The following is a 20,427-nucleotide window of genomic DNA, read 5'->3' on the forward strand; positions in this document are numbered from 1 at the left end:
CCTATACCTCGCCCGGAGATGACATCGCCGGTTTGATCGACGCCCTCACGTTCGAACATGACGAGGACACGGTTCTCGTGGTTGCCCATGCCGAAACCATGCCCCGGATACTGGAAGGCCTTGGCCTTCCGCAAGACATCACGATCGGTCTAAGCGAATTCGCCAACCTGTTTGTTGTCCTGACACCCTTATCAAACGATCCGCAGGTTCTGCACTTTCTGAGGTTTTGATCCCTTGAGGAATGGCCGCTTGGCTTGCCTCTTGAGCCGTCTGGAGCAGGAAAATCCGCCGGTTCCTTCACCGCCTGCCATCTGATCGCAATGCGAAAATGCACCCGGCATCACCAAGCCTTGCTGGTTGCGCCGATCCCCCTTGCATGCGGCCTGCGTCGGCCCTACTTATGACGGCGGCGGGTTCTGCCCTTCTCGTGACAGGTAGCATTCCGGTGGCCTTAAACATTTCCGAGGGGGCTGGCTCTGTTCAGGTCCTGGCCTGATTAACTGGCACCCACCTGTACAAACAGGTCCTCGGGAATCGAACCGCACGGTCGAAACCTGGTGGTTCCCGCCGCATCCCCGATCAACGACGGTGTGCCGTTGCTTCCTGCCTGGCCGCGGCGGGGCGCAGATCGGATACCGGGCTGCCGCCACGCGGCCCATCCTCGGTTTCGGCCAAGCTCATGATCTTCCAGGCGAATTGCACCCCTGCAAACACGATTCCGTTCATGAACCACAGCATGAAGACCGCCAGCAATGCCGCGTCGGAGCGCATGATCAGCCCCCTGAGCCCGGCGATGTCGAACCATATCAACCCTGCCGTAAACACAGCCGACAGCGCGAACCCAACCAGAACCTGGGTAATGTAGAGCCGGATCAGCCGGGGCATTGCCATTCTCCTTGTTGTTGTGATCAAACGTAGCACAAAATGATCCACGAAGCAGTGTGTCGCGTAGTCCCTGCGACAATATATGCCGGAGATTGAATGCGAAATATTTCGGAGTTTGCGCTCGACCTGCTGGAAAGTCTGTCTCACATATTCGATGACACCGCCCGTTGGGACCACGTCGTAGGTCGTCTTGAAGGGTTTGGATTTCGTGCCCTGAACATGGGGCATTTCACGCCAAAGACGGGTGTTTTGCACTGGGCGCGCAGTTCGATGTCGCCGCAATGGCTGAAGGTCTATGCCGAAGGCGGTTACTCGGACGCGGATCTGGTTCTGGCCCAAACGATCCAGGGGCCCGAGTGTCTGTACATCAACTTGGGCGTGCGCATGCAGCAATCCAATTCGGCCACCGCTACGGCACTCTACACAGGAATGGTCGAATATGGTTACCAGCATACGTTCAGCCTCGTGGTCCCCTGCCCCGGCAACCGGGCGGCGCTGGTGGCCCTGTTTTCTGACCGATCCGAGGCCGAAGAATGGATGACCGAACAAACCACCGGCATGCGTATCCTGGCCACCGTGATTGGAACCAACCTGGGTCCCGGCAGCGAAGACGGCCAACACCCCGGTCATGATCTGGCACCGGTCCTGGGAACGACCGCCCCCCTGTCGCGGCGAGAACAGGAAGTTCTGTACCTGCTTGCCGAAGGCATGCGAAACGAGCAGATATCAACAGCTCTGGGCATCAGCGAGATCACGGTACGCACGCATTTGAAATCTGCCCGTGACAAGCTGCGCGCGCCAACCCGCGAAGCCGCTCTTGTGCGTGCGGTGCAGATGGGTCTTCTGACTGATCCCACCTATCGGAAGAGATAGGTTTATTCGAAGATCGCGATCAGCTAGCGTTTGCGGGCAGGGCTCCAATCGTGAGTGGTGGCGCCTTGGCTATTTCAGCTTGGAATTTCAGAATTGAAGACGCGGCGCCATCTGCAGATGCGCCGCGTCTTTTTGGGAGGTTCTTGTTCCCCGAAAACCGGTGTCGTTCAGAATGCCTCGGGCCGGGCTTCACGCGCCATGTGATCCAGTACCGCGTTGACGAAACTGGTCTCGCGCCCTTCGGGAAAGAACGCCCGGGCGATATCCACGAATTCGGTGATCACCACCTTGGGCGGGGTGTCGCTTTGGGTCAGTTCAGTGCCCGCCGCGCGGAACAGCGCCCTGAGCGTCGGGTCGATGCGAGAGATCGGCCATTTCGCCACCAGCGCCCGGTCGGTCATCTGGTCGACCAGCGCCTGGTTGTTCACCGCGCCATCCACCAGCTTGCGGAACAGATCCGTGTCGCCTTCGGCCATCTCCTCGCCGTCGTAAACGGCGCCGAACCGGTGATCCAGAAACTCCGCCACCACCGCCTCGACGGTCTGGCTGGAATGCTCCATCTGGAACAGCGCCTGCACGGCGTAGAGCCGGGCCGCCGATTTCATCTTCCGTTTCTTGTTCATGCGGTCGGGGTTCCGTTGCCTTTGTCAGCCAGTTGGATCGACTCGGACAGCGGCTTGAACCCCACGCCCTTGGTCGAAGCGCCCCACTTACGGCCGAGCGCGATCAGATGCAAGGCCGCGGCGGCGGCCCCTCCGCCCTTGTTCATGGCGGCCGGGTCGGCGCGCACCTCGGCCTGCGGGCGGTTCTCGACGGTCAGAATACCGTTGCCGATACAGGCGCCCTGCAATCCCATCAGCTGGATCGCACGGCTCGAGTCGTTGCAGACCGTGTCGTAATGGGTGGTCTCGCCCCGGATCACGCAGCCCAGCGCCACGTAACCGTCAAAATTGCACATCCGGTCGGCCATGGCGATGGCGATCGGCACCTCCAGCGCACCGGGTACCTCGACCAGTTCCCAGGTGCCGCCCACGGCCTCGATCTCGGCCTTGGCGCCAGCGACCAGGTTGTCGGCGATGTCCTTGTAATAGGGCGCTACCACGATCAGCAGTTTCACCGGCTTGTCAAACGCGGGGCGCGGCAGGATGTAATGGGTTTCATGTCCGGCCATGTCAGGCGTCCTTCAGTATGGGGAGGGTGCCGACGATGGAGAGGCCATAGGCGTCGAGCCCGAGATATTTGGTTTGCGGCGAGTCGGTGAGCAGGATCAGCTCGTGCAGGCCCATCTTGGACAGGATCTGGGCGCCAAGGCCGGTCTGCTTGATGGTGCGCACGCCGTCCTCGTCGCTGGCATAAAGCGCGTTGCGCGGCTGCCGGAACAGGCAGACGACGCCGCGCCCTTCGGCCGCGATCTTCTCCATCGCGCGGGGCAGTTCCTGGGTCGGCTTGGGGCCAAGGCCCAGCACGTCCGAGGCCTCGTGCAGCGCATGGGTGCGGGTCAGCACCGGCTCGGGCGTCGAGATGTCACCCTTGACTAGCACGACATGTTCGATGCCGTGGGTCTGGTCGGTGAAGATGCGCATTTCCCAGTCGCCGCCGAATTCGGATTTCACCGTGCTGCGCGCGGTTTCGACCACGAGGTTGTCGTTGCGCGCGCGATAGGCGATCAGGTCGCTGATGGTGCCGATCTTCAACCCGTGTTTCGCGGCGAACTCGACCAGATCGGGCAGGCGCGCCATGGTACCGTCGTCCTTCATGATCTCGCAGATTACGCCCGACGGGTTCAGTCCGGCGAGCCGCGAGATGTCGACCACCGCCTCGGTATGGCCCGCGCGCACCAGCACGCCGCCCCGCCGGGCGCGCAGCGGGAAGATATGGCCGGGGGTGGCCAGGCGCGCCATCGTGTTCTGCTCGTTGATCGCGGTCGCGACCGTCAGCGCCCGGTCGGCGGCGGAAATTCCGGTCGACACGCCCTCGCGCGCCTCGATCGACACGGTAAAGGCGGTCTCGTGCCGCGACGAGTTGTTCACCGCCATCATCGGCAGACCCAGCCTCTCGATCCGCTCGGCCGTCATCGGCAGGCAGATCAGCCCGCGCCCGTGGGTGGCCATGAAGTTGATCGCAGCGGCATCGGCGAATTCGGCGGCGATGCACAGGTCGCCCTCGTTCTCGCGATCCTCGTGATCGACCAGGATATACATCCGGCCCTTGCGCGCCTCCTCGATGATCTCCTCGATCGGGCTGATCGCCTCGCGCAGGCGGGCCTCGACGGGTCCGGGCGTTTCAAAGCTCATGGGGCGGCCTTTCAGCTGTCTTGGTCTGTTTGCGCAGATAGACCACCCGGCGCGCGAATGCCAGTACACAAACGGCAGACAGGGCGCCGGACGCGGCGTTGCGCGCGCCCGCGCGGGGGCGTTGTGGGCGCCTGCGGCGCCCGGAACGGCTCCGCGCCCGGCCCAACGCCTGGGGACGCATCCGCGATGCGGCGCCAGGGGGCGGGAGCGCTGGCTTGACCCACTGGCGGGCAAGAGGGGGCGCTGCCCCCGTCGCGCTCTGCGCGACTCCCCCGGAGTATTTCGAACCAGAAAGAAGCAGCACGACGCGGCGGCAGCCGGTCAGCCCGCCTGGTGGCGGAAGTATTCGGCCGAAGGCAGATAGCCCGCGGCGCGGCCGGCGGCGACCCATTCAGCCTCGAGCGGCGCATCGCCGATCACCAGCACCGCGGACCCGGGCAGGCGCTGTCCCTGGATCAGCCCCCGCACCCGCGCGCGCATCTCGCTCCAGCTGTCGGTCAACCGTGGCGCCCGGGCGGCATCCTCCAGCGCCCGGTTCGCAGTCAGCACGATCTCGGGCGCGGCCGGAGGGTGCACCAGCGCCAGCCGACGGGCATTGCGGACAGCCGAGACCGTGCGGGACTCCGCCGCGGGAATCTCCCCGCCCGAACCGAAGATTCGCAGCGCGTTGGACGAGAACAACAGGCCGAGGATGTCCTGCCCGGAATACTGCCGCACCCTGGCATAGGTACGGTAGTCCATTCCCAGTTCGGCGGCCCGGCTCATGCGCATCTTGAGCACCAGCATCGGAATCGCATTGGGCATCAGCGCCTTTTGCGCCTGCCGCCAGGCATGGGTGCGCCAGACCTGCCCCGGCTCCATCGACGGCCCGCCGTTGTGCCCGATCCCGGCCATGCCCCTAGCCCGCCTCGGCCAGCCGCGCCACGTAGCGCGCCAGAGTGTCGATCTCGAGGTTCACGAGGTCACCGGTGTGCACATCGCCCCAGGTCGTCGCCTCCTTGGTATGCGGGATCAGGTTGATGCCGAATTCATCGCCCTCGACCTCGTTCACCGTCAGCGAGGTGCCGTTCAGCGCCACCGACCCCTTGGGCGCGATGAACCGCGCCAGCGCGTGCGGGGCGCGGAACCGGACCCGCGTGCTGTCGCCCTCCTGCGTGACCGAGACCACCTCGGCCACGCCATCGACATGGCCAGAAACGATATGCCCGCCCAATTCGTCGCCCACCTTCAGCGCCCGCTCGAGGTTCAGCCGCTTGCCGACCGTCCAGCCGCCGAGGTTGGTCTTCGATACGGTCTCGGCGCTCACCTCGACATCGTACCAGTCCTCGCCCAGCGCGATCACCGTCAGGCAGACGCCGTCGCTGGCGATCGAGGCGCCGATGTCGATGCGCGCGGTGTCATAAGCGGTGCGGATGCGCGCCCGCAGGTCGCCGCGCTGCTCCAGTTCGACCACGGTGCCGATGTCGGTCACGATGCCGGTGAACATGTTCCTTACCCTCGCGCTTGCAATTCAGTTTCTGACGTAACGCCGTGTTTCCCGGCGGACAAGCCCCGATGCTTGCCCGCCTGCCCGGAGCGGGTCATAGTTTGGCCCGATTGATCTTGCAGGATAGCCGGAATGCCGCACGCTTGGGCAGGTGCAAAGGTAAAGGGACCGCAGATGCCGAACCAGACCCAGACCAGGCGGGTCTTCCTGTTCCTGCAAGGGCCGCACGGGCCGTTCTTCGACGCGCTCGGCCGCATGCTGCGCGCTGCCGGGGCTGAGGTCTGGCGCGTCGGCTTCAACTCGGGCGACCGGGCCTTCTGGTTCCATACCCGGAGCTATATTCCCTACAAGGGCGCGCATGAGGACTGGCCAGTGGCGCTGGCCGATCTGCTGGAGACCCGGGCCGTGACCGACATCGTGCTTTACGGCGACACCCGCCCCATCCATGCTGCCGCCGTTGTCGCCGCGCGTCAGCGGGGGCTTGGCATTCACGTGTTCGAGGAAGGCTACCTGCGCCCCTACTGGGTCACTTACGAACGCGGCGGCTCGAACGGCAATTCGCGGCTGATGGACATGAGCATCGAGGACATGCGCGCGGCGCTGGCGCTGTCGGACATGGAGACGCCGCTGCCGCCTGCCCATTGGGGCGACATGCGCCAGCACATCTTCTATGGCGCGCTCTACCACTGGTTCGTCATGTTCACCAACCAGGGTTATCGCCGTTTCAGGCCCCATCGCGACCTGCCGGTAACCAAGGAATTCCTGCTCTACCTGCAACGGCTCTTGCTGATGCCGGCGCTGGCGGTCGAACGGATGATCGCCACTGCCCGCATCCGCAACGGCGGCTTTCCCTATCACCTGGCGCTATTGCAACTGGAACATGACAGCTCGTTCCGGATGCACTCGCCCTTTGCCTCGATGACCGATTTCCTGGCCGAGATCTTCGAGGGTTTCGCCACAGGTGCCCCGCGGCATCACCACCTGGTGGTCAAGGCGCACCCGCTCGAGAACGGCCGGGTGCCGCTGCGGCGCGAGGTCCGGCGGCTCGCCCGCCAGCACGGGTTGGAGGGCCGGGTGCATTACGTGCGCGGCGGCAAGCTGGCGCAGCTTCTGAACGACGCGCGCAGCGCCGTCACCGTGAATTCGACCGCCGGCCAGCAGGTGCTGTGGCGCGGCATTCCGCTCAAGGTCTTTGGCCGCGCGGTCTATGACAAACCCGAGTTCGTCTCGACCCAGCCGGTGGCCGATTTCTTTGCTGCCGCCGACCGCCCCGACAGCCGCGCCTACAAGGAGTATCGCCGCTACCTGCTTGAGACCAGCCAGCTGCCCGGCGGCTTCTATTCCCGCAAGGGGCGCCGGCAACTGCTGAGGCAGGTCGTCGACATGATGCTGTCCCGCGACGACCCCTATGATGCGCTCAAGTCGGGCAAAGCGGCACCAAGGCAACAGTTGCGGGTAGTCAACTGAACGGCACAACTCCCGGGACTGGATTTTTCATCCGGATTCCGATAGTTTGAGAAAAAAACCTGAGGCAGAAACATCAGGTCGAGGAGACCGAGCAGTGAAAATCCATCCCGTCCGCTGGGCGAAGCCCGTTGCTTTGCTGGCTGCGTTGTCTGTCGCGGCCGCATGTTCCTTGCCGAAAGTCGGGCCCAACAAGCGGGAAATCTTTGCCGGTTCGGTGCAGAAAGAAGGCGACGCCTTTATCGTTGCCGTCAACGACCGTGTCACGCGCGCAACCGCCGTTGTGCCCGCGCTGGGCTTTTCCGACGCATTCAAGAACGCCTCTGCCCTGACCTCGGACACGATCCGACCCGGCGATGTGCTGGGTCTCACGGTCTGGGAAAACGTCGATGACGGGCTGCTGGCCAGCGAAGGCACCAATGCCACGATTCTCGAAGAGGTCCAGGTCGACAGCGCCGGCTTCATCTTTGTGCCCTACGCCGGACGGCTGCGCGCCTCGGGCAACACACCCGACCAGTTGCGCGAGGCGATCACCGCCAAGCTCGAGGAACAGACCCCCGACCCGCAGGTCCAGGTGCGCCGGCTTGCAGGCGACGGCTCGACCGTATCGCTGACCGGCGCTGTAGGCGGCCAGGGCGTCTATCCGATCGAGCGTCCGACCCGGACACTGGCGGCCATGCTGGCGCAGGCTGGCGGCATCACCATCCAGCCCGAGATCGCCGAGGTTACCGTGATCCGTGGCAACCAGCAGGGTAAGGTCTGGTATCAGGACCTGTTCAACCACCCCGAGCTGGACATCGCCCTGCGTGGCGGCGACCGCATCCTGGTCGAGGAGGACACCCGCTCGTTCACCGCGCTGGGGGCGACCAGCACCCAGGCCCGCGTGCCTTTCGAGACCCAGGACCTCTCCGCGCTTGAGGCGATCGCCCAGGTCGGCGGCCTGATTTCCGCAGCATCCGATCCCACCGGCGTGTTCATCTTCCGCAACGAACCGGCCGAGATCGCCGGTCAGGTGCTGGGCCGCGACGACCTGCAAGGCGCACAGCGCATGGTCTACGTGCTGAACCTTACCGAACCCAACGGCCTGTTCATCGCCCGCGACTTCGTGATCCGGGACGAGGATACGCTCTACGTCACCGAGGCGCCTTATGCCCAGTGGACCAAGACCATCTCGCTCATTTCCGGCGGCCTGACCCCGCTGGCCAACCTGCAGACGATCGCTGGCGGCTGACGCATGTCGCCCAGTGGCATGAACCGGGCAGCCGGGGGCGACCGCTCCCGGCTGTTCGTTTATAACGGTGGTTTCCTGACCCAAGCCCGCCTGCGCCGCATCCTGTCGCTGGCCGGATACGACATCCGGCTGGGCCTGCCCGCCGAGGGCGATCTGGTCGGAATCTGGGGCAATAGCCCCACCGCCCATCGCGGGCTTGCGGTTGCCGCGCGGCGCTCGGCGCCCCTGCTCCGGGTCGAGGATGCGTTCTTGCGCTCGCTCTTTCCCGGCCGGGCGGGAGAACCACCCTTGGGCCTGCTGCTCGACCGGGCGGGGGTGCATTTCGACCCGGCCACGCCCAGTGACCTGGAACAGATGCTGGCGAGCCACCCGCTGGACGATACCGCGCTGTTGAATCGGGCACGTGACGCCATCGCCCGGATTCGCGACAGCCATCTGAGCAAGTATGCCGCCACCGACTCCGGCCTGCCGCCGCCCGAACCGGGCTATGTGCTGGTGGTCGATCAGACCCGAGGCGATGCCTCGGCCACCGCCAGCAAGGGCACGGATGCGCTGTTCCGCGAGATGCTGGTGTTCGCGCAAGAGGAACATCCCGGCGCGCGGGTGCTGATCAAGACCCATCCCGAAACCGCCGCCGGGTTCCGGCCCGGCTATTACGGTGACAGCGATGTCAACGCGCGCGTCAGCCTCTATGACGCGCCGATCAGCCCCTGGGCGCTGCTCGACGGCGCTGTCGGCGTCTACACGCTGTCCTCGCAACTGGGGTTCGAGGCGATCCTCGCCGGGCACAAGCCGCGCGTCTTTGGCCAGCCCTTTTACGCGGGCTGGGGGCTGAGCCTGGACGAACACCCGGTACCGCGCCGGGAACGCCGCCTGACGCGGGCACAGCTTTTTGCCGCCGCGATGATCCGCTATCCCACCTGGTACGATCCGCACCGCGATTGCCTGTGCGAGCTGGAAACCGTGCTCGACACGCTTGAGGCGGACGTGCGGGCCTGGCGGCAGGACCGCGCCGGCTGGACCGCGGGCGGCATGCGGCTGTGGAAACGCAAGCCGCTGCGGCAGATGTTCGGGCAATATGGCAAGGTGGCTTTCACCGACACCCCTGCTCCGGACGATCCGCGCCCGCATATGGTCTGGGCGGCCAAGGCCGACCCCGATCGTCCGGCCGTGCGGGTCGAGGACGGGTTCCTGCGCTCGCGTGGGCTGGGCGCGGAACTGGTGCCGCCGCTGTCGCTGGTGACCGACGATCTGGGCATCTATTACGATCCGACCCGCCCCAGCCGGATGGAGCGCCTGATCGCCGCGCGCGCAACCCTGCGGGATGACCAGCGCCGCCGCGCCGAACGGCTGATCGCGCGTCTGACAGAAACGGGCGTCAGCAAGTACAATCTGGGCGGCGCCCTGCCCGACCTGCCACCCGGGCACCGCATCCTCGTACCCGGACAAGTCGAGGATGACGCGTCGATCCGAACCGGCGCGGGCGAGACACGCACCAACCTGGACCTGCTGCGCGCCGTCCGCGCCGCAAATCCGCAGGCGGTGATCGTCTACAAGCCGCACCCGGACGTCGAGGCCGGGTTACGCACCGGCCAGATCGAGGCCGAGGGGCTGGCCGATGTGGTAGCACGCGCGGCCGATCCGGCCACGTTGCTGGGACATGTGAACCAGGTCTGGACCATGACCTCGCTTCTGGGGTTCGAAGCGCTGTTGCGCGGGGTGCCGGTGACAACGCTCGGCGCGCCGTTCTACGCGGGCTGGGGGCTGACCCGCGATCTGGGCCCGGTGCCCGCCCGCCGCCAGGCCCGGCCGGATCTGGCCGGGCTGGTACACGCCGCCCTGATCGATTACCCGCGTTATTGGGATCCGCGCACCAGCCGCCCCTGCCCGGTCGAAATGGCCATCGAGCGACTTTCCACGGGAGAGGTTCCGCACCCCGGAGCCGCCAACCGGTTGCTCAGCAAGCTTCAGGGTCTTTTCGCCACCCATGCCCATTTGTGGCGTTGACGCGGCACCACTGCCTCTGGACGCCACCTCGGGTTTTTCCTATATAAACACTCAGGAAACGGCGAGAGAGACAGATGACCCACGCGACAGAACCCATGGAAGGCGCGCCGTTGATTGCGCCGTCGACCGTCGATCACCCGCTCTACGACCCGGTGGTCGAGGCCTGCCGCACCGTCTATGACCCTGAGATCCCGGTCAATATCTTCGAACTCGGCTTGATTTATACCGTCGACATCTCGGTCGAGGGCGATGTCCGCATCATCATGACGCTGACCGCTCCGGGCTGCCCGGTGGCCGGAGAGATGCCAGGATGGGTGGTCGCCGCAGTCGAGGCCGTTCCCGGCGTCAAGTCGGTCGACGTGGAAATGACCTGGGACCCACCCTGGGGCATGGAAATGATGTCGGACGAGGCGCGACTGGAACTGGGCTTCATGTAAAGGCGGCGCCCTGGGTGGCAAATCACGGGAAAAAGTGCCATGCCGACGAGAAATTTCGGATAGCGGTTACAGTGCCGACACAAGACCGTTACAGTTTACCGGCAATTTGCCCGCGCTGGTCTGTTGCTGGTTCCCCATCATCCTCAGCACCCAACCGGCCCGGATCTGCCTTGCCCCAGGATGCGATCCATGTATGGGGGCCGTTCCTGCCCGGGGACGGCACCCATCCTTTTTCCCAAACCCCTTGAGCCAGTCCCAGCCCGGCCCTAGATTGAAGATAACGCGCGACAACGGAGACCCTCATGTTCGGCATTCCCGGCAAACAGGCCGTGACGATGACCCCCAGGGCAGCCGCCCAGATTGCCCGCCTGATGGAAAAGGGCGGCCATTCCGGCTTGCGCATCGGCGTCAAGAAGGGCGGTTGCGCCGGCATGGAATACACCATGGACTATGTCGATCAGGCCGACCCGCATGACGAGGTGGTGGAACAGGATGGCGCCCGCGTGCTGATCGCACCCATGGCTCAGATGTTCCTCTTCGGGACCGAGATCGACTACGAGGTCTCGCTGCTCGAAGCAGGGTTCAAGTTCAAGAACCCAAATGTCGTCGATGCCTGCGGCTGTGGCGAGTCGATCAAGTTCGACGAAAGCCTCGGCAAGGCCTGAGCCCTTTTGCCCCCGCCAGATTGTCTTGCCGTCATGCCGGTGCTATCCGGTGGGGTGGTTGAACAATTGATGGGCAGGAGGCAGGAATGCGGCGGAAACTGGCGGCAGGCAACTGGAAGATGAACGGCACCGGCGCCGCGCTGGAGGCGCTCAAGGCCATAGCAAATGCCCATCCCGACCCCGCCGTCGATATCCTGATCTGTCCACCCGCCACCCTGCTGTCGCGCGCGGCCGACACTCTTTCTGGCTCCGCCGTGGCCCTTGGCGGGCAGGATTGCCATGCCGAGCCCTCGGGCGCGCACACCGGCGACATCAGCGCCGCCATGCTGGCCGATGCCGGCGCCAGCGCCGTGATCCTCGGCCACTCCGAACGCCGCGCCGACCATGGCGAGACCGACGCCCGGATATGCGCCAAGACCCGCGCCGCGATCGACGCCGGCCTTGTCGCCGTGGTCTGCATCGGCGAGACACTGCACCAGCGCGAGGCGGGCCGGACGCTGGAGATCGTCAGCGGCCAGCTGGCCGGATCGCTGCCCGACGGGATCACGGGCAACGAGGTCGTCGTGGCCTATGAACCGGTCTGGGCCATTGGTACCGGAAAGGTTCCGACGCTCGAACAGATCGCCGAAGTGCACGAAGCACTGCGTGCCCAACTGCTGGGCCGTTACGGCTCCGAGACCGGCCATGCCATCCGCCTGCTTTATGGCGGTTCGGTCAAACCCGCAAACGCCGCCGAGATATTTGCCGTCCCCAACGTGGACGGGGCACTGGTCGGTGGCGCCAGCCTGGTTGCCGCCGATTTCTCGCCCATCGTCAAGGCGCTGGAAAACGCTTGATCCACGGACCGCAACGCAAGACGCCGGGCAGGTTTCCCCGCCCGGCGTTTTCTTTTGTCTGTTCGCGCCGCTACCTGATGATGATCTCCGGCCCCATCAGCGAATTGGGCAGGAAGGTCGACAGCGGCGGAATATACGTCACCATGATCAGGAAGACGAAGAGCACCGCCAGGAAGGGAAGCGCCGCGCGCACCACCGACATCATCGGCATGCCCGCCACGCCCGAAGTGACGAAGAGGTTCAGGCCTACCGGCGGCGTGATCATCCCGATTTCCATGTTCACCACCATGATGATGCCCAGATGGATCGGGTCGATACCCAGCTCGATGGCGATCGGGAACACCAGCGGCGCCACGATCACAATGAGGCCCGAGGGCTCCATGAACTGACCGCCGATCAGCAGGATCACGTTCACGATCACCAGGAACATCACCGGGCCGAAACCGGCGTCCAGCATCGCGCCTGCGATATGCTGCGGGATCTGCTCGTCGGTCAGCACATGTTTGAGGATCAGCGCGTTGGCGATGATGAACATCAGCGTGATGGTCAGCTTGCCCGCCTCGAACAGCGTATGCTTGGTATCGTGGTGAAAGAAGGCGGTGATCAGCGCCTGCGGCTTGTCCAGCAGGGACAGGGGCCGGGGCTCGGCCGAGCCGTCGGTGACGGCGGCCGCCGAGAGGCTGCGCGCCTCGCGGGGACGCAGCGGACCGATGTCACGATAGACGAACATGGCGATTATGAAGGCATAGATCGAGGCCACCGCCGCCGCCTCGGTAGGCGTAAAGATCGCCCCCGTGATCCCCGGAATGCCATAGATCCCGACCATGATGATCACGATCAGCATCAGCCCCCAGAACGCGTCCCGGAACGAGGCGCCAACCTCGCCCCAGCCCTGCCACTCGCCCTTGGGCATGCCGCGCATCACCGCCATCACATAGATGGTGATCATCAGCATCAGGCCCGCCATAATACCCGGAATGACGCCCGCCAGGAACATCCGGCCGACGCTGACATCGGTGGCCGAGGCATAGACCACCATCACGATGGACGGCGGGATCAGGATGCCCAGCGTGCCCGCGTTGCAGATCACCCCGGCGGCGAAATCACGGGTATAACCCGCCTGCCGCATCGCCGCGATGACGATTGTGCCGATGGCGACCACGGTCGCGGGCGACGAGCCCGACAGCGCCGCGAACAGCATACAGGCAAAGACGCCCGCAATCGCCAGCCCGCCGCGCAGGTGCCCGACACAGGCGATGGAGAAGCGGATGATCCGCTTGGCCACGCCGCCGGTGGACATGAAACTGGAGGCCAGGATGAAGAACGGAATCGCCAGAAGCGTATAGTGCCCCGCCATCGCCTGGTAAAAGCTCTGCGCGATCGAGGCCAACGAGGTGTCCGAGAAGGCCAGCAGGAAGATGATAGAGCTGAGGCCAAGCGACACCGCGATCGGCACGCCGATCAGCAGAAAGCCCACGACCATCGTGAAGAGAATGACGACATCCATCGGATCAGTCCTTGTTCAGGGCGGCGGCTTCGGCCACCGCGTCTTCGGCCTCGTGGCTCACGATCAGGCTTTCGCGGGATCCGCGCAGTACGCCCAGCGTGGCCTGCACGAAGCGGAACAGCAGCAGCGCCGAGCCGACCGGCAGGATGACATAGGGGATCACCCGCGGCAGTTTTTCGTATTCCTCGCCGTAGTTGATCAGCGGCTCCAACCAGCGGAAGATTTCCAGCATCGGCACCTGGTCGGTGACATAGAAGGCCCGGTCGCGCACCCCTTCGGTAAAGCCCAGCGGGAACCAGCGCCCCTCGGTCGGCTGCAGCGCGGCAAAGGGCGCCCAATAGTCCCACGAGCCCTTGAACAGCATGATGCCATAGAGGATGCAGCACAGGCCCGACACCAGCGCCATCATCTTGCGGCCGCCGGGGTTGAGCAGGTTGATGACCACGTCGACCCCCAGATGGGCCGTCACCTTCACACAGTAGCTGACCCCGAAGACCACCAGCCAGGCGAACAGGATCAGCACCACCTCAAGCCCCCAGATCAGCGAGCTGTTGAAGACATAGCGCAGAACCACGTTGATGAAGGTAAGCAGGGTCATCAGGCCGAGGATGACGGCGATGGCGGTCTCCTCGATATTGTTAATCACGCGACCGAAGGCGGACTCCGACTGGCCGGTCACGTCATGCGACGGACGAGACATGATCATTCTCCGAAAGATTGGATGATGTCCAACTGGACAGGAAACGGGCGGCCCGGTTTCGGGCCGCCCTGCCAGGCTCGTCAGCTGGCGTTGTTGAACTCTTGCGCCTTGGCGATGTTGTCGGCGCCGATACCGTCCTCGAACTTCTGCCAGACCGGCTTCATCGCATCGACCCACATCTGGCGCTGTTCCGGCGTCAGTTCGCGGATCACGCCGCCGGCATCCAGCACCGACTGGCGGGCGGCCGCGTCCACGTCACCCACGGCGGCGTTACGCGCATCGGTTACTTCGCTCAGAATGGTGGTGAACTGCTCGCGCACGGCCGGGTCCAGGCTGTCGATCCAGTCGACCGAGGTCACCACCAGATAGTCGATGATGCCGTGGTTGGTCTCGGTGATGCCGTCCTGCACCTCGAAGAACTTCTGGCCGTAGATGTTGGACCAGGTGTTCTCCTGCCCGTCGACAACGCCGGTCTGAAGCGCGCCATAAACCTCGGAGAAGGCCATCGGCTGCGGGCTGGCGCCCAGAGCTTCCATCTGCGCCACGATCACGTCCGAAGGCTGCACACGGAACTTCAGGCCCTTGGCGTCCTCGGGGGTCAGCAGCGGCTTCTTGGCCGACATCTGCTTCATGCCGTTGTGCCAGAACTCCAGTCCCAGCAGGCCTCGGCGCACCATCGATTCCTTCATCGCCTGGCCGGTTTCCGACTTCTGGAAGGCGTCGACCGCCGCGATGTCCTTGAACATGAAGGGCAGATCGAAGATCTGGAACTGCTTGGTGAAGGTCTCGAATTTCGACAGCGACGGCGCCGCCAGCTGGACGTTGCCCTGCAGCATCGCCTCGAGCACCTGGTCGTCATTGTAGAGCGTGGAGTTCGGGTAGATCTCCATGCACATCTTGCCGTTCATTTCCGAATTCACGCGCTCGGCCAGCAGCGAGGCTGCAATCCCCTTGGGGTGCTTGTCGGTATTGGTCACATGCGCAAACTTGACGACGATCTCGCCATCCTCGCAGCTGGCCAGAGCGGCCCCTGCGGTCACGGTCAGCGCCAGCGCGGTTGCAGCGGTGGTCAGGAATTTCATATCGGTCTCCTCCCGAAATTCTTGGTGATGCTCCTCTGGGCACCTCCCTCAAGGTGCCGCATGCCGCGCAGTGAAGCGATTCGCTGAGCCGTGCTCAACAGATAGTCACGCAAAGCCAAATGATTCGTTTTAATGTTTATATTTCAATAATTTAACAAAAAATAACTTGTAGAATCATCAGATTCGGAGCAGCCCTTGTGCAAGAAACCACACAACCCGGAACGCCGTTGTGCGGATTTCCACACATGTGACGCGAATCGCCTCACGCCGTTTCCGGCCGGTCCGAGAAAATTCGTCGAATTTTCTCAGGCCAGCCTTTTCAAGCCGTCAACGCCGATAGGTCTCGGGCTTGATGCCATAGCGCGCGAGCTTGTCGTAGAATGTCTTGCGCGGCAGTTTCAGCGCCTGCGCGGTCTCCGAGGCGTGACCGTTATGACGACCCAGCGCCGCGATCAGCAGTGACCGTTCGACACGCGCCATCTGCTCGCTCAGCCCAAGTTCGGCGGCTACAGCCACATCTTCGGGCATTCCCAGCACGAAGCGCATCGCCGCCGACATCAGCGAACGCGCATTGCCGGGCCAGCTTTGCGTCATCAGCGCCGCCAGATGGTCGGGCGTCACCTCGGGCACCGGGATGCCCGCCTGTTCTGCCGCCTGTACGACATAGTGGCGGAAAATCACCGGGATATCCTCGGGACGCTCGGCCAGCGATGGGATCCGCACCCGCATCCCTTCGAGACGATAAAACAGGTCGGCGTTGAATCGCTCCTGCTCGACCAGCGCCGCAAGGTCGGCCGTTGTCCCGGCCAGGAGCCTGGCCCCCCTGCCCTGTTCGATCTGCTCCAGCGCCGCATATTGCGCCGCCTGCGACAGGGCCGAGACCTCGTCCAGAAATACCGATCCTTCGGCCGCGTCCTTGCACAGCCGGGTGAACTCCGCCGCGTCCAGCCCCGCCGCAGGCCGTTTCAGGAACGGCCCCTGCGCGCGCGGCGACATCAGGTGGATGACCTCGGCCACTTTCGAGATACCGCTGCCCGCAGGCCCGGTCACCAGCACCTCGGCCAGCGTCGGGGCCACTGCCCGCACCCGCTCGCGCAGCGCCTCGGCTTGCGGCGAGGCGCCGAACAGGAGCCGCGCCGCAGGGTCGCCGCGCTCCAGCTGCCGTTTCAGCGCGCGGGTCTCCAGCACCTGCGCCCGCGCCCCGATGCCGCGCCCGATCACCGCCAGCAGATCGGCAGCGGCACAGGGTTTTTCCAGGAAATCATAGGCCCCCTCGCCCATCGCCTTGACCGCCATCGGGATGTCGCCCTCGCCGGTCAGCAGGATCACCGGCAGCTCGGGGTCGGTCTCGCGCGCATAGTTCAGCAGGTGAAACCCGTCCCGCCCGGGCATCCGGATGTCGGAAACGATGACGCCCTCGAAACGGGGCGTGATATGGTCCTTGGCCGCCACGAAGGAGCCCGCGGTCACCGCCTCGTAATCGGCCAGTTCCAGCGTCTGGCTCAGCGCCTCGCGCACGGCGGCGTCGTCATCGACCAACAGAACCTTGCGGATCATGCCGCCTCATCCTCTCTGTATCGCTCCAGTTCCACGGTAAAGGTCGCCCCCTCGCCCGTGTTCTCGCCCCGGATATTGCCGCCGAAACTCTGCACCAGCCCATAGGAGATCGACAGGCCCAATCCCATCCCCTCGGAGCTTGCGACCGTCTTGGTGGAATAGAAAGGCTCGAAGATCTTCTCTGGGTCGGCAATCCCCGGTCCCGTGTCGGACACGGTGACCGACAACCGCGTGCCCTCGTTCACGCGGATGCAGATACGCCGGTCATCGGTCCCGGACATGGCGTCGGCGGCGTTGGTGATCAGGTTGACGAACACCTGCACCAGCCGCACCTCGCCGCCCCAGGCCAGCGCCGGGCTGTCCGGCGGCTGCCAGTCCATCACGATCCCCTCCGCTGCGATCCGCGTTTCGGTCAGTTCGATCGCGGTGGCGATCACCTGCGCCAGATCGACCCGGTTCATCGGCTCGCTCTCGTTGCGGGCAAAGGCGCGCAGGTTCTTGATAATCCGCGCCATCCGCGCCGCCATGTCGGAGATCCGGCCGAGGTTCTCGCCCGCCTTGTCCGCCTGCCCGCGCGCAAGAAAGGCCGCACCGTTGTCGGCGAACTGGCGGATCGCCATCAGCGGCTGGTTCAACTCGTGGCTGATACCCGCCGACATCTGCCCTAGCGCGCTCAACTTGCCGGCCTGCACCAGTTCCGCCTGTGCCCGTTTCAGCGCCGCTTCCGCCTCCTGCCGCTCGGCCACCTCGCGCCGGAGCGCACTGTTGACCGCCGTCAACGCCCGCGTCCGTTGCGCCACCCGGCTTTCCAGCACCTGGTTGGCCTCGGCCAGGGTCCGGCGCCGTTCGGTCGCAAGATACAGCATCGCCCCGAAGGCCAGGCAGATCGCCGCCACCGCCGCCGCCTGCAACCCCGCGATCCGGCGCGCCGGCGTGATATCGACCAGCACCTCGCCCGTCATGCCGATCACCGGCAGGTCGCGGGTCAGATGCAATGCCCGCTGCGGCAGGTAGGGTCCCCAGTCCAGGTGCCAGATCTCGTATTCCGCCATCCATCGTGCCCGGAACGGACGTGACGGACCCTTGGCCGGCACCAGGCCGGGTTCGCCAGCAGGCCGGGTCCACCACAACAGTTCGTTGCGGTTCGAGATGAAGACTTGCCCGGACGAATCCGTAAAGAAAACCGCCGGCGTATTCCCACGCCAATCCCATTCCAGATGCGCGATATCCACTGCCACGACCAATGCGCCGCGCACCTTGCCGCCAAGTCCGAACGCAGGCGCGGCATAGTAGAAGGCGCGCTGATCCAGCGGATGCTGAACGCCGTGTTCGCTGCCCAGGGCGCCATGCATCGCCCGCCGGAAATAGCCGGTTGCCGAAACATCTCCGAACAATGTTCCCCGCGCCGACACCAGCACCGCGCCACGGGTATCGGCATAGAGGATCTCCAGCGCCGATGTCTTGTCCGCGATGTCGAGAAACAGCGCCTGAGCCTGACGTTGCCCCTCTTCGGTGTCGAGTTTGTCCAGAGCCGGATGATCGGCCAGAAGCACAGCGGTTTCCTGATACCGCTGCAACTGCGCGGTCAACCGGTCGGTGGCAAGCTCCAGGTCGGCCTCGGCCCGCTGCGCAAGCTGCCCCAGTGCCTGGCGCAGCCCATAGGACCAGACTCCGGTCGCCATCAGGCCGACCGCCGCCAGAAATCCCAAGATGATCCACCAACGCCGCATGTCCTAGGGTCTTGCATCCGCAGGCGGCCAAGGCAAGGGGGCAGTGCCGTGAACACGCCGCGCCAACAGGCCACCGACCCGGATTTCGTCCCGGACCCGCCGGGCAACCGCGTCTGGACTTGCTTGCAACCGTCACCGGGCCCGAATGGCTTGCGCCCGAGCGCTACGACTTCCAGGGCCCACTTGCACTCCGTATATGTACGGGTTGAACCGCCTCTTCATCCTGTTCAAAAGATGAAGGATCGCTTCAGCCGGCGCGCGCCCAGAGGCTGCGGATCTGCTGCGCCGTCTCTTCGGGGTGAGTGATCGGCAACATGTGGCCGGCGCCGTCGATCACGGCTTCGCGGGCTTCCGGCAGGCGCCGCACGAGACCCTGCGAGATCGCTGTCATGACCGGATGCGAAAGGGCGCCGCGCAACAGAAGGACCGGCATTGTCACCCGATCCAGGATACCGGGGCGCAGAAGCCCGGCGCTATCCTCGAACAGGGCGTTGTCGACGGTTGGCACAATGTGGATGCCACGGATCATGGCTGCCCTTGTCGCTTCGGGGAGGTCCGGCCAGCGCGGGCTGTCGGCAGTGCTCCACATCCGGTTGAAGAGCCGCGCGGCCAAAGCCTTGTCCCCACTTTCAAGCGCGGTGATATAGGGTTTTGCGTCCCGGCCATGCTGTTCTATCAACTCGGGCGCATCCTGACAGGCCACGGCAAAGAACACCGGTTCGACCATGGTCAGGCTGCGCACACGATCCGGGTGCTCCACCGCCAGCCGCAAGGCGACCGTAGCCCCGAAGGAATGACCGATAACATCGCTGCGGGTGTCCAGACAGGCTTCCGCGTTTTGCAGGATACGGTCCTGAAAGCATCCCTGCCCGTCCCAGTCCGGGCTACGCCCGTGGCTGAGCATGTCGGGCGCGGTGAAGCGGGCCTCGTCCCCCAGAATACGCGCCAATCCCTTCCACGCGCCGGAATGGGCAATGGTGCAATGCAGCGCCAATACCTGCCGAGGCCCATGGCCGAAGGTGCTGACATGGACGGGCTGAGGCAAGGAGGCGATATCCCTCACCCCTTGATCTCCGCCAGATGCGCATCGAGATCGCCCAGCCGATCCTGCCCCCAGAACCTCTGCCCATCCCGTGTGATGTAGAACGGAGCACCGAAGACGCCGCGGTCGACAGCCTCTTCCAGATTGGCGGCATAGGTCTCCGCCCCGACGAGCAACCCGCTGTCGGCGAGGCCGGGATCGAACCCGGCGCGCTCCAGGCAATCGCGGATGACATCGTCCTGGGCGATGTCACGATCCTCGGCCCAACAGGCGCGCAGGATCGAATGGCACAAAGCGCCAACGTCGCCGCCACCATCCCGAACTGCCGCGATGATCGCATAGGAGGAAGGCGCCGCGTTCGTCGGCCAATGCGCAGGTTTCAGGTTGAAGGCCAAACCGGTCTTGCGGGCCTGACGCTGCAATTCCTGGGCCCGGTATTCGATGCGCGACGGGTGCCGGTCCTTGGGTGGCACGCCCCCCGTGCGCGAGAACAACGCCAGGATATCGACCGGTTTGTAGGCGATACTTGCGCCATGCCTTGCCGAAATCTCCTCCAACCGTGTGCCAGCCAGGTAGGAAAAAGGCGACAATGTCGAAAAATAGTAGTCGATATCAGCCATGTTCACTTTCT

Annotated in this window: 21 protein-coding genes; 8 read left to right on the plus strand and 13 right to left on the minus strand. The window is 64.7% G+C overall.

Translation table 11 applies throughout. The annotated features are described in order from the left end of the window. Nucleotides 1-32 precede the first annotated feature (32 nt). Entirely contained in the window at nucleotides 33-230 is a 198-nt protein-coding gene (locus BLT75_RS25260; RefSeq protein ID WP_093029505.1) for a hypothetical protein, read from the plus strand. A gap of 349 nt (nucleotides 231-579) precedes the next feature. Here the strand turns inward: BLT75_RS25260 and BLT75_RS07885 are convergent, their stop codons facing one another. Further along, on the minus strand, nucleotides 580-885 hold the full coding sequence (locus BLT75_RS07885) for a hypothetical protein (protein WP_093029718.1): 306 nt from the start codon (nucleotides 883-885) through the stop codon (nucleotides 580-582). Nucleotides 886-981: 96 nt separating this feature from the next. Between BLT75_RS07885 and BLT75_RS07890 the strand changes: the two genes are divergently transcribed. After that, nucleotides 982-1,758, plus strand: coding sequence for a response regulator transcription factor (locus BLT75_RS07890; RefSeq protein WP_093029507.1), 777 nt, complete (start codon nucleotides 982-984; stop codon nucleotides 1,756-1,758). A 167-nt stretch (nucleotides 1,759-1,925) separates the two neighbouring features. Here the strand turns inward: BLT75_RS07890 and nusB are convergent, their stop codons facing one another. The 5 genes from nusB to BLT75_RS07915 form a co-directional block, all read right to left on the minus strand. Then, entirely contained in the window at nucleotides 1,926-2,381 is a 456-nt protein-coding gene (gene nusB, locus BLT75_RS07895) for a transcription antitermination factor NusB (protein ID WP_093029509.1), read from the minus strand. Beyond that, nucleotides 2,378-2,929 carry a 6,7-dimethyl-8-ribityllumazine synthase gene (locus BLT75_RS07900; RefSeq protein ID WP_093029510.1) on the minus strand — a complete coding sequence of 184 codons (552 nt, stop codon included), beginning with the start codon at nucleotides 2,927-2,929 and terminating at the stop codon, nucleotides 2,378-2,380. The genes nusB and BLT75_RS07900 overlap by 4 nt, the downstream gene beginning before the upstream one ends. Nucleotide 2,930: 1 nt before the next feature. Continuing rightward, a complete protein-coding gene (ribB, locus tag BLT75_RS07905) occupies nucleotides 2,931-4,052 on the minus strand; it encodes a 3,4-dihydroxy-2-butanone-4-phosphate synthase (protein WP_093029512.1) in 1,122 nt (373 codons plus the stop codon). A gap of 321 nt (nucleotides 4,053-4,373) precedes the next feature. Then, nucleotides 4,374-4,946, minus strand: coding sequence for a hypothetical protein (locus BLT75_RS07910; RefSeq protein ID WP_093029514.1), 573 nt, complete (start codon nucleotides 4,944-4,946; stop codon nucleotides 4,374-4,376). 4 nt (nucleotides 4,947-4,950) lie between these two features. Next, the gene (locus BLT75_RS07915) at nucleotides 4,951-5,538 is read right to left on the minus strand and encodes a riboflavin synthase (protein WP_093029516.1); all 588 of its coding nucleotides are present in this window, start codon (nucleotides 5,536-5,538) and stop codon (nucleotides 4,951-4,953) included. A gap of 174 nt (nucleotides 5,539-5,712) precedes the next feature. On the opposite strand from BLT75_RS07915, the gene BLT75_RS07920 reads away from it, so the two are divergent. The 6 genes from BLT75_RS07920 to tpiA all read left to right on the plus strand — a co-directional run bounded on the left by BLT75_RS07920 (nucleotide 5,713) and on the right by tpiA (nucleotide 12,178). Beyond that, nucleotides 5,713-7,005 carry a capsule biosynthesis protein gene (locus BLT75_RS07920; protein ID WP_093029720.1) on the plus strand — a complete coding sequence of 431 codons (1,293 nt, stop codon included), beginning with the start codon at nucleotides 5,713-5,715 and terminating at the stop codon, nucleotides 7,003-7,005. A gap of 94 nt (nucleotides 7,006-7,099) precedes the next feature. Next, nucleotides 7,100-8,233: a polysaccharide biosynthesis/export family protein gene (locus tag BLT75_RS07925; RefSeq protein WP_093029518.1), complete on the plus strand. Its 1,134-nt coding sequence runs from the start codon at nucleotides 7,100-7,102 to the stop codon at nucleotides 8,231-8,233. A gap of 3 nt (nucleotides 8,234-8,236) precedes the next feature. Beyond that, nucleotides 8,237-10,240: a capsular polysaccharide biosynthesis protein gene (locus BLT75_RS07930; protein ID WP_093029520.1), complete on the plus strand. Its 2,004-nt coding sequence runs from the start codon at nucleotides 8,237-8,239 to the stop codon at nucleotides 10,238-10,240. A gap of 74 nt (nucleotides 10,241-10,314) precedes the next feature. Continuing rightward, nucleotides 10,315-10,677, plus strand: coding sequence for an SUF system Fe-S cluster assembly protein (locus BLT75_RS07935; RefSeq protein WP_093029522.1), 363 nt, complete (start codon nucleotides 10,315-10,317; stop codon nucleotides 10,675-10,677). Nucleotides 10,678-10,979: 302 nt separating this feature from the next. After that, nucleotides 10,980-11,342: a HesB/IscA family protein gene (locus tag BLT75_RS07940; RefSeq protein ID WP_093029524.1), complete on the plus strand. Its 363-nt coding sequence runs from the start codon at nucleotides 10,980-10,982 to the stop codon at nucleotides 11,340-11,342. Nucleotides 11,343-11,428: 86 nt separating this feature from the next. Continuing rightward, nucleotides 11,429-12,178, plus strand: a complete 750-nt coding sequence (gene tpiA / locus BLT75_RS07945) for a triose-phosphate isomerase (protein ID WP_093029526.1) — start codon at nucleotides 11,429-11,431, stop codon at nucleotides 12,176-12,178. Between the two features lie 70 nt (nucleotides 12,179-12,248). On the opposite strand, the gene BLT75_RS07950 is transcribed toward tpiA, so the two are convergent. The 7 genes from BLT75_RS07950 to BLT75_RS07980 all read right to left on the minus strand — a co-directional run bounded on the left by BLT75_RS07950 (nucleotide 12,249) and on the right by BLT75_RS07980 (nucleotide 20,416). Further along, nucleotides 12,249-13,685 carry a TRAP transporter large permease gene (locus tag BLT75_RS07950; protein ID WP_093029528.1) on the minus strand — a complete coding sequence of 479 codons (1,437 nt, stop codon included), beginning with the start codon at nucleotides 13,683-13,685 and terminating at the stop codon, nucleotides 12,249-12,251. Between the two features lie 4 nt (nucleotides 13,686-13,689). Beyond that, the gene (locus tag BLT75_RS07955; RefSeq protein WP_093029722.1) at nucleotides 13,690-14,385 is read right to left on the minus strand and encodes a TRAP transporter small permease; all 696 of its coding nucleotides are present in this window, start codon (nucleotides 14,383-14,385) and stop codon (nucleotides 13,690-13,692) included. Nucleotides 14,386-14,465: 80 nt separating this feature from the next. Then, nucleotides 14,466-15,467, minus strand: coding sequence for a DctP family TRAP transporter solute-binding subunit (locus BLT75_RS07960; RefSeq protein WP_093029530.1), 1,002 nt, complete (start codon nucleotides 15,465-15,467; stop codon nucleotides 14,466-14,468). A 327-nt stretch (nucleotides 15,468-15,794) separates the two neighbouring features. Then, on the minus strand, nucleotides 15,795-17,024 hold the full coding sequence (locus BLT75_RS07965) for a sigma-54-dependent transcriptional regulator (RefSeq protein WP_093029532.1): 1,230 nt from the start codon (nucleotides 17,022-17,024) through the stop codon (nucleotides 15,795-15,797). After that, a complete protein-coding gene (locus BLT75_RS07970; RefSeq protein ID WP_093029534.1) occupies nucleotides 17,021-18,754 on the minus strand; it encodes a sensor histidine kinase in 1,734 nt (577 codons plus the stop codon). Before BLT75_RS07970 ends, BLT75_RS07965 begins: the two co-directional genes overlap by 4 nt. Nucleotides 18,755-19,001: 247 nt before the next feature. Further along, nucleotides 19,002-19,799, minus strand: a complete 798-nt coding sequence (locus BLT75_RS07975; protein ID WP_245706416.1) for an alpha/beta fold hydrolase — start codon at nucleotides 19,797-19,799, stop codon at nucleotides 19,002-19,004. A gap of 14 nt (nucleotides 19,800-19,813) precedes the next feature. After that, complete coding sequence (locus tag BLT75_RS07980) at nucleotides 19,814-20,416, minus strand: 2-hydroxychromene-2-carboxylate isomerase (RefSeq protein ID WP_093029724.1); 603 nt, start codon at nucleotides 20,414-20,416, stop codon at nucleotides 19,814-19,816. Between the last annotated feature and the right edge of the window lie 11 nt (nucleotides 20,417-20,427).

The sequence above is a fragment of the Ruegeria marina genome (assembly GCF_900101475.1).
Classification (GTDB): domain Bacteria; phylum Pseudomonadota; class Alphaproteobacteria; order Rhodobacterales; family Rhodobacteraceae; genus Ruegeria_B; species Ruegeria_B marina.

Excerpts from the sequence above, each read along its gene's own strand:
- BLT75_RS07885 (WP_093029718.1), bottom strand. The coding sequence starts at position 885 with ATGCCCCGGCTGATCCGGCTCTACATTACCCAGGTTCTGGTTGGGTTC.
- BLT75_RS07890 (WP_093029507.1), top strand. The coding sequence starts at position 982 with ATGCGAAATATTTCGGAGTTTGCGCTCGACCTGCTGGAAAGTCTGTCT.
- nusB (WP_093029509.1), bottom strand. The coding sequence starts at position 2,381 with ATGAACAAGAAACGGAAGATGAAATCGGCGGCCCGGCTCTACGCCGTG.
- BLT75_RS07900 (WP_093029510.1), bottom strand. The coding sequence starts at position 2,929 with ATGGCCGGACATGAAACCCATTACATCCTGCCGCGCCCCGCGTTTGAC.
- ribB (WP_093029512.1), bottom strand. The coding sequence starts at position 4,052 with ATGAGCTTTGAAACGCCCGGACCCGTCGAGGCCCGCCTGCGCGAGGCG.
- BLT75_RS07910 (WP_093029514.1), bottom strand. The coding sequence starts at position 4,946 with ATGGCCGGGATCGGGCACAACGGCGGGCCGTCGATGGAGCCGGGGCAG.
- BLT75_RS07915 (WP_093029516.1), bottom strand. The coding sequence starts at position 5,538 with ATGTTCACCGGCATCGTGACCGACATCGGCACCGTGGTCGAACTGGAG.
- BLT75_RS07920 (WP_093029720.1), top strand. The coding sequence starts at position 5,713 with ATGCCGAACCAGACCCAGACCAGGCGGGTCTTCCTGTTCCTGCAAGGG.
- BLT75_RS07930 (WP_093029520.1), top strand. The coding sequence starts at position 8,237 with ATGTCGCCCAGTGGCATGAACCGGGCAGCCGGGGGCGACCGCTCCCGG.
- BLT75_RS07935 (WP_093029522.1), top strand. The coding sequence starts at position 10,315 with ATGACCCACGCGACAGAACCCATGGAAGGCGCGCCGTTGATTGCGCCG.
- BLT75_RS07940 (WP_093029524.1), top strand. The coding sequence starts at position 10,980 with ATGTTCGGCATTCCCGGCAAACAGGCCGTGACGATGACCCCCAGGGCA.
- tpiA (WP_093029526.1), top strand. The coding sequence starts at position 11,429 with ATGCGGCGGAAACTGGCGGCAGGCAACTGGAAGATGAACGGCACCGGC.
- BLT75_RS07950 (WP_093029528.1), bottom strand. The coding sequence starts at position 13,685 with ATGGATGTCGTCATTCTCTTCACGATGGTCGTGGGCTTTCTGCTGATC.
- BLT75_RS07955 (WP_093029722.1), bottom strand. The coding sequence starts at position 14,385 with ATGTCTCGTCCGTCGCATGACGTGACCGGCCAGTCGGAGTCCGCCTTC.
- BLT75_RS07960 (WP_093029530.1), bottom strand. The coding sequence starts at position 15,467 with ATGAAATTCCTGACCACCGCTGCAACCGCGCTGGCGCTGACCGTGACC.
- BLT75_RS07965 (WP_093029532.1), bottom strand. The coding sequence starts at position 17,024 with ATGATCCGCAAGGTTCTGTTGGTCGATGACGACGCCGCCGTGCGCGAG.
- BLT75_RS07970 (WP_093029534.1), bottom strand. The coding sequence starts at position 18,754 with ATGCGGCGTTGGTGGATCATCTTGGGATTTCTGGCGGCGGTCGGCCTG.
- BLT75_RS07980 (WP_093029724.1), bottom strand. The coding sequence starts at position 20,416 with ATGGCTGATATCGACTACTATTTTTCGACATTGTCGCCTTTTTCCTAC.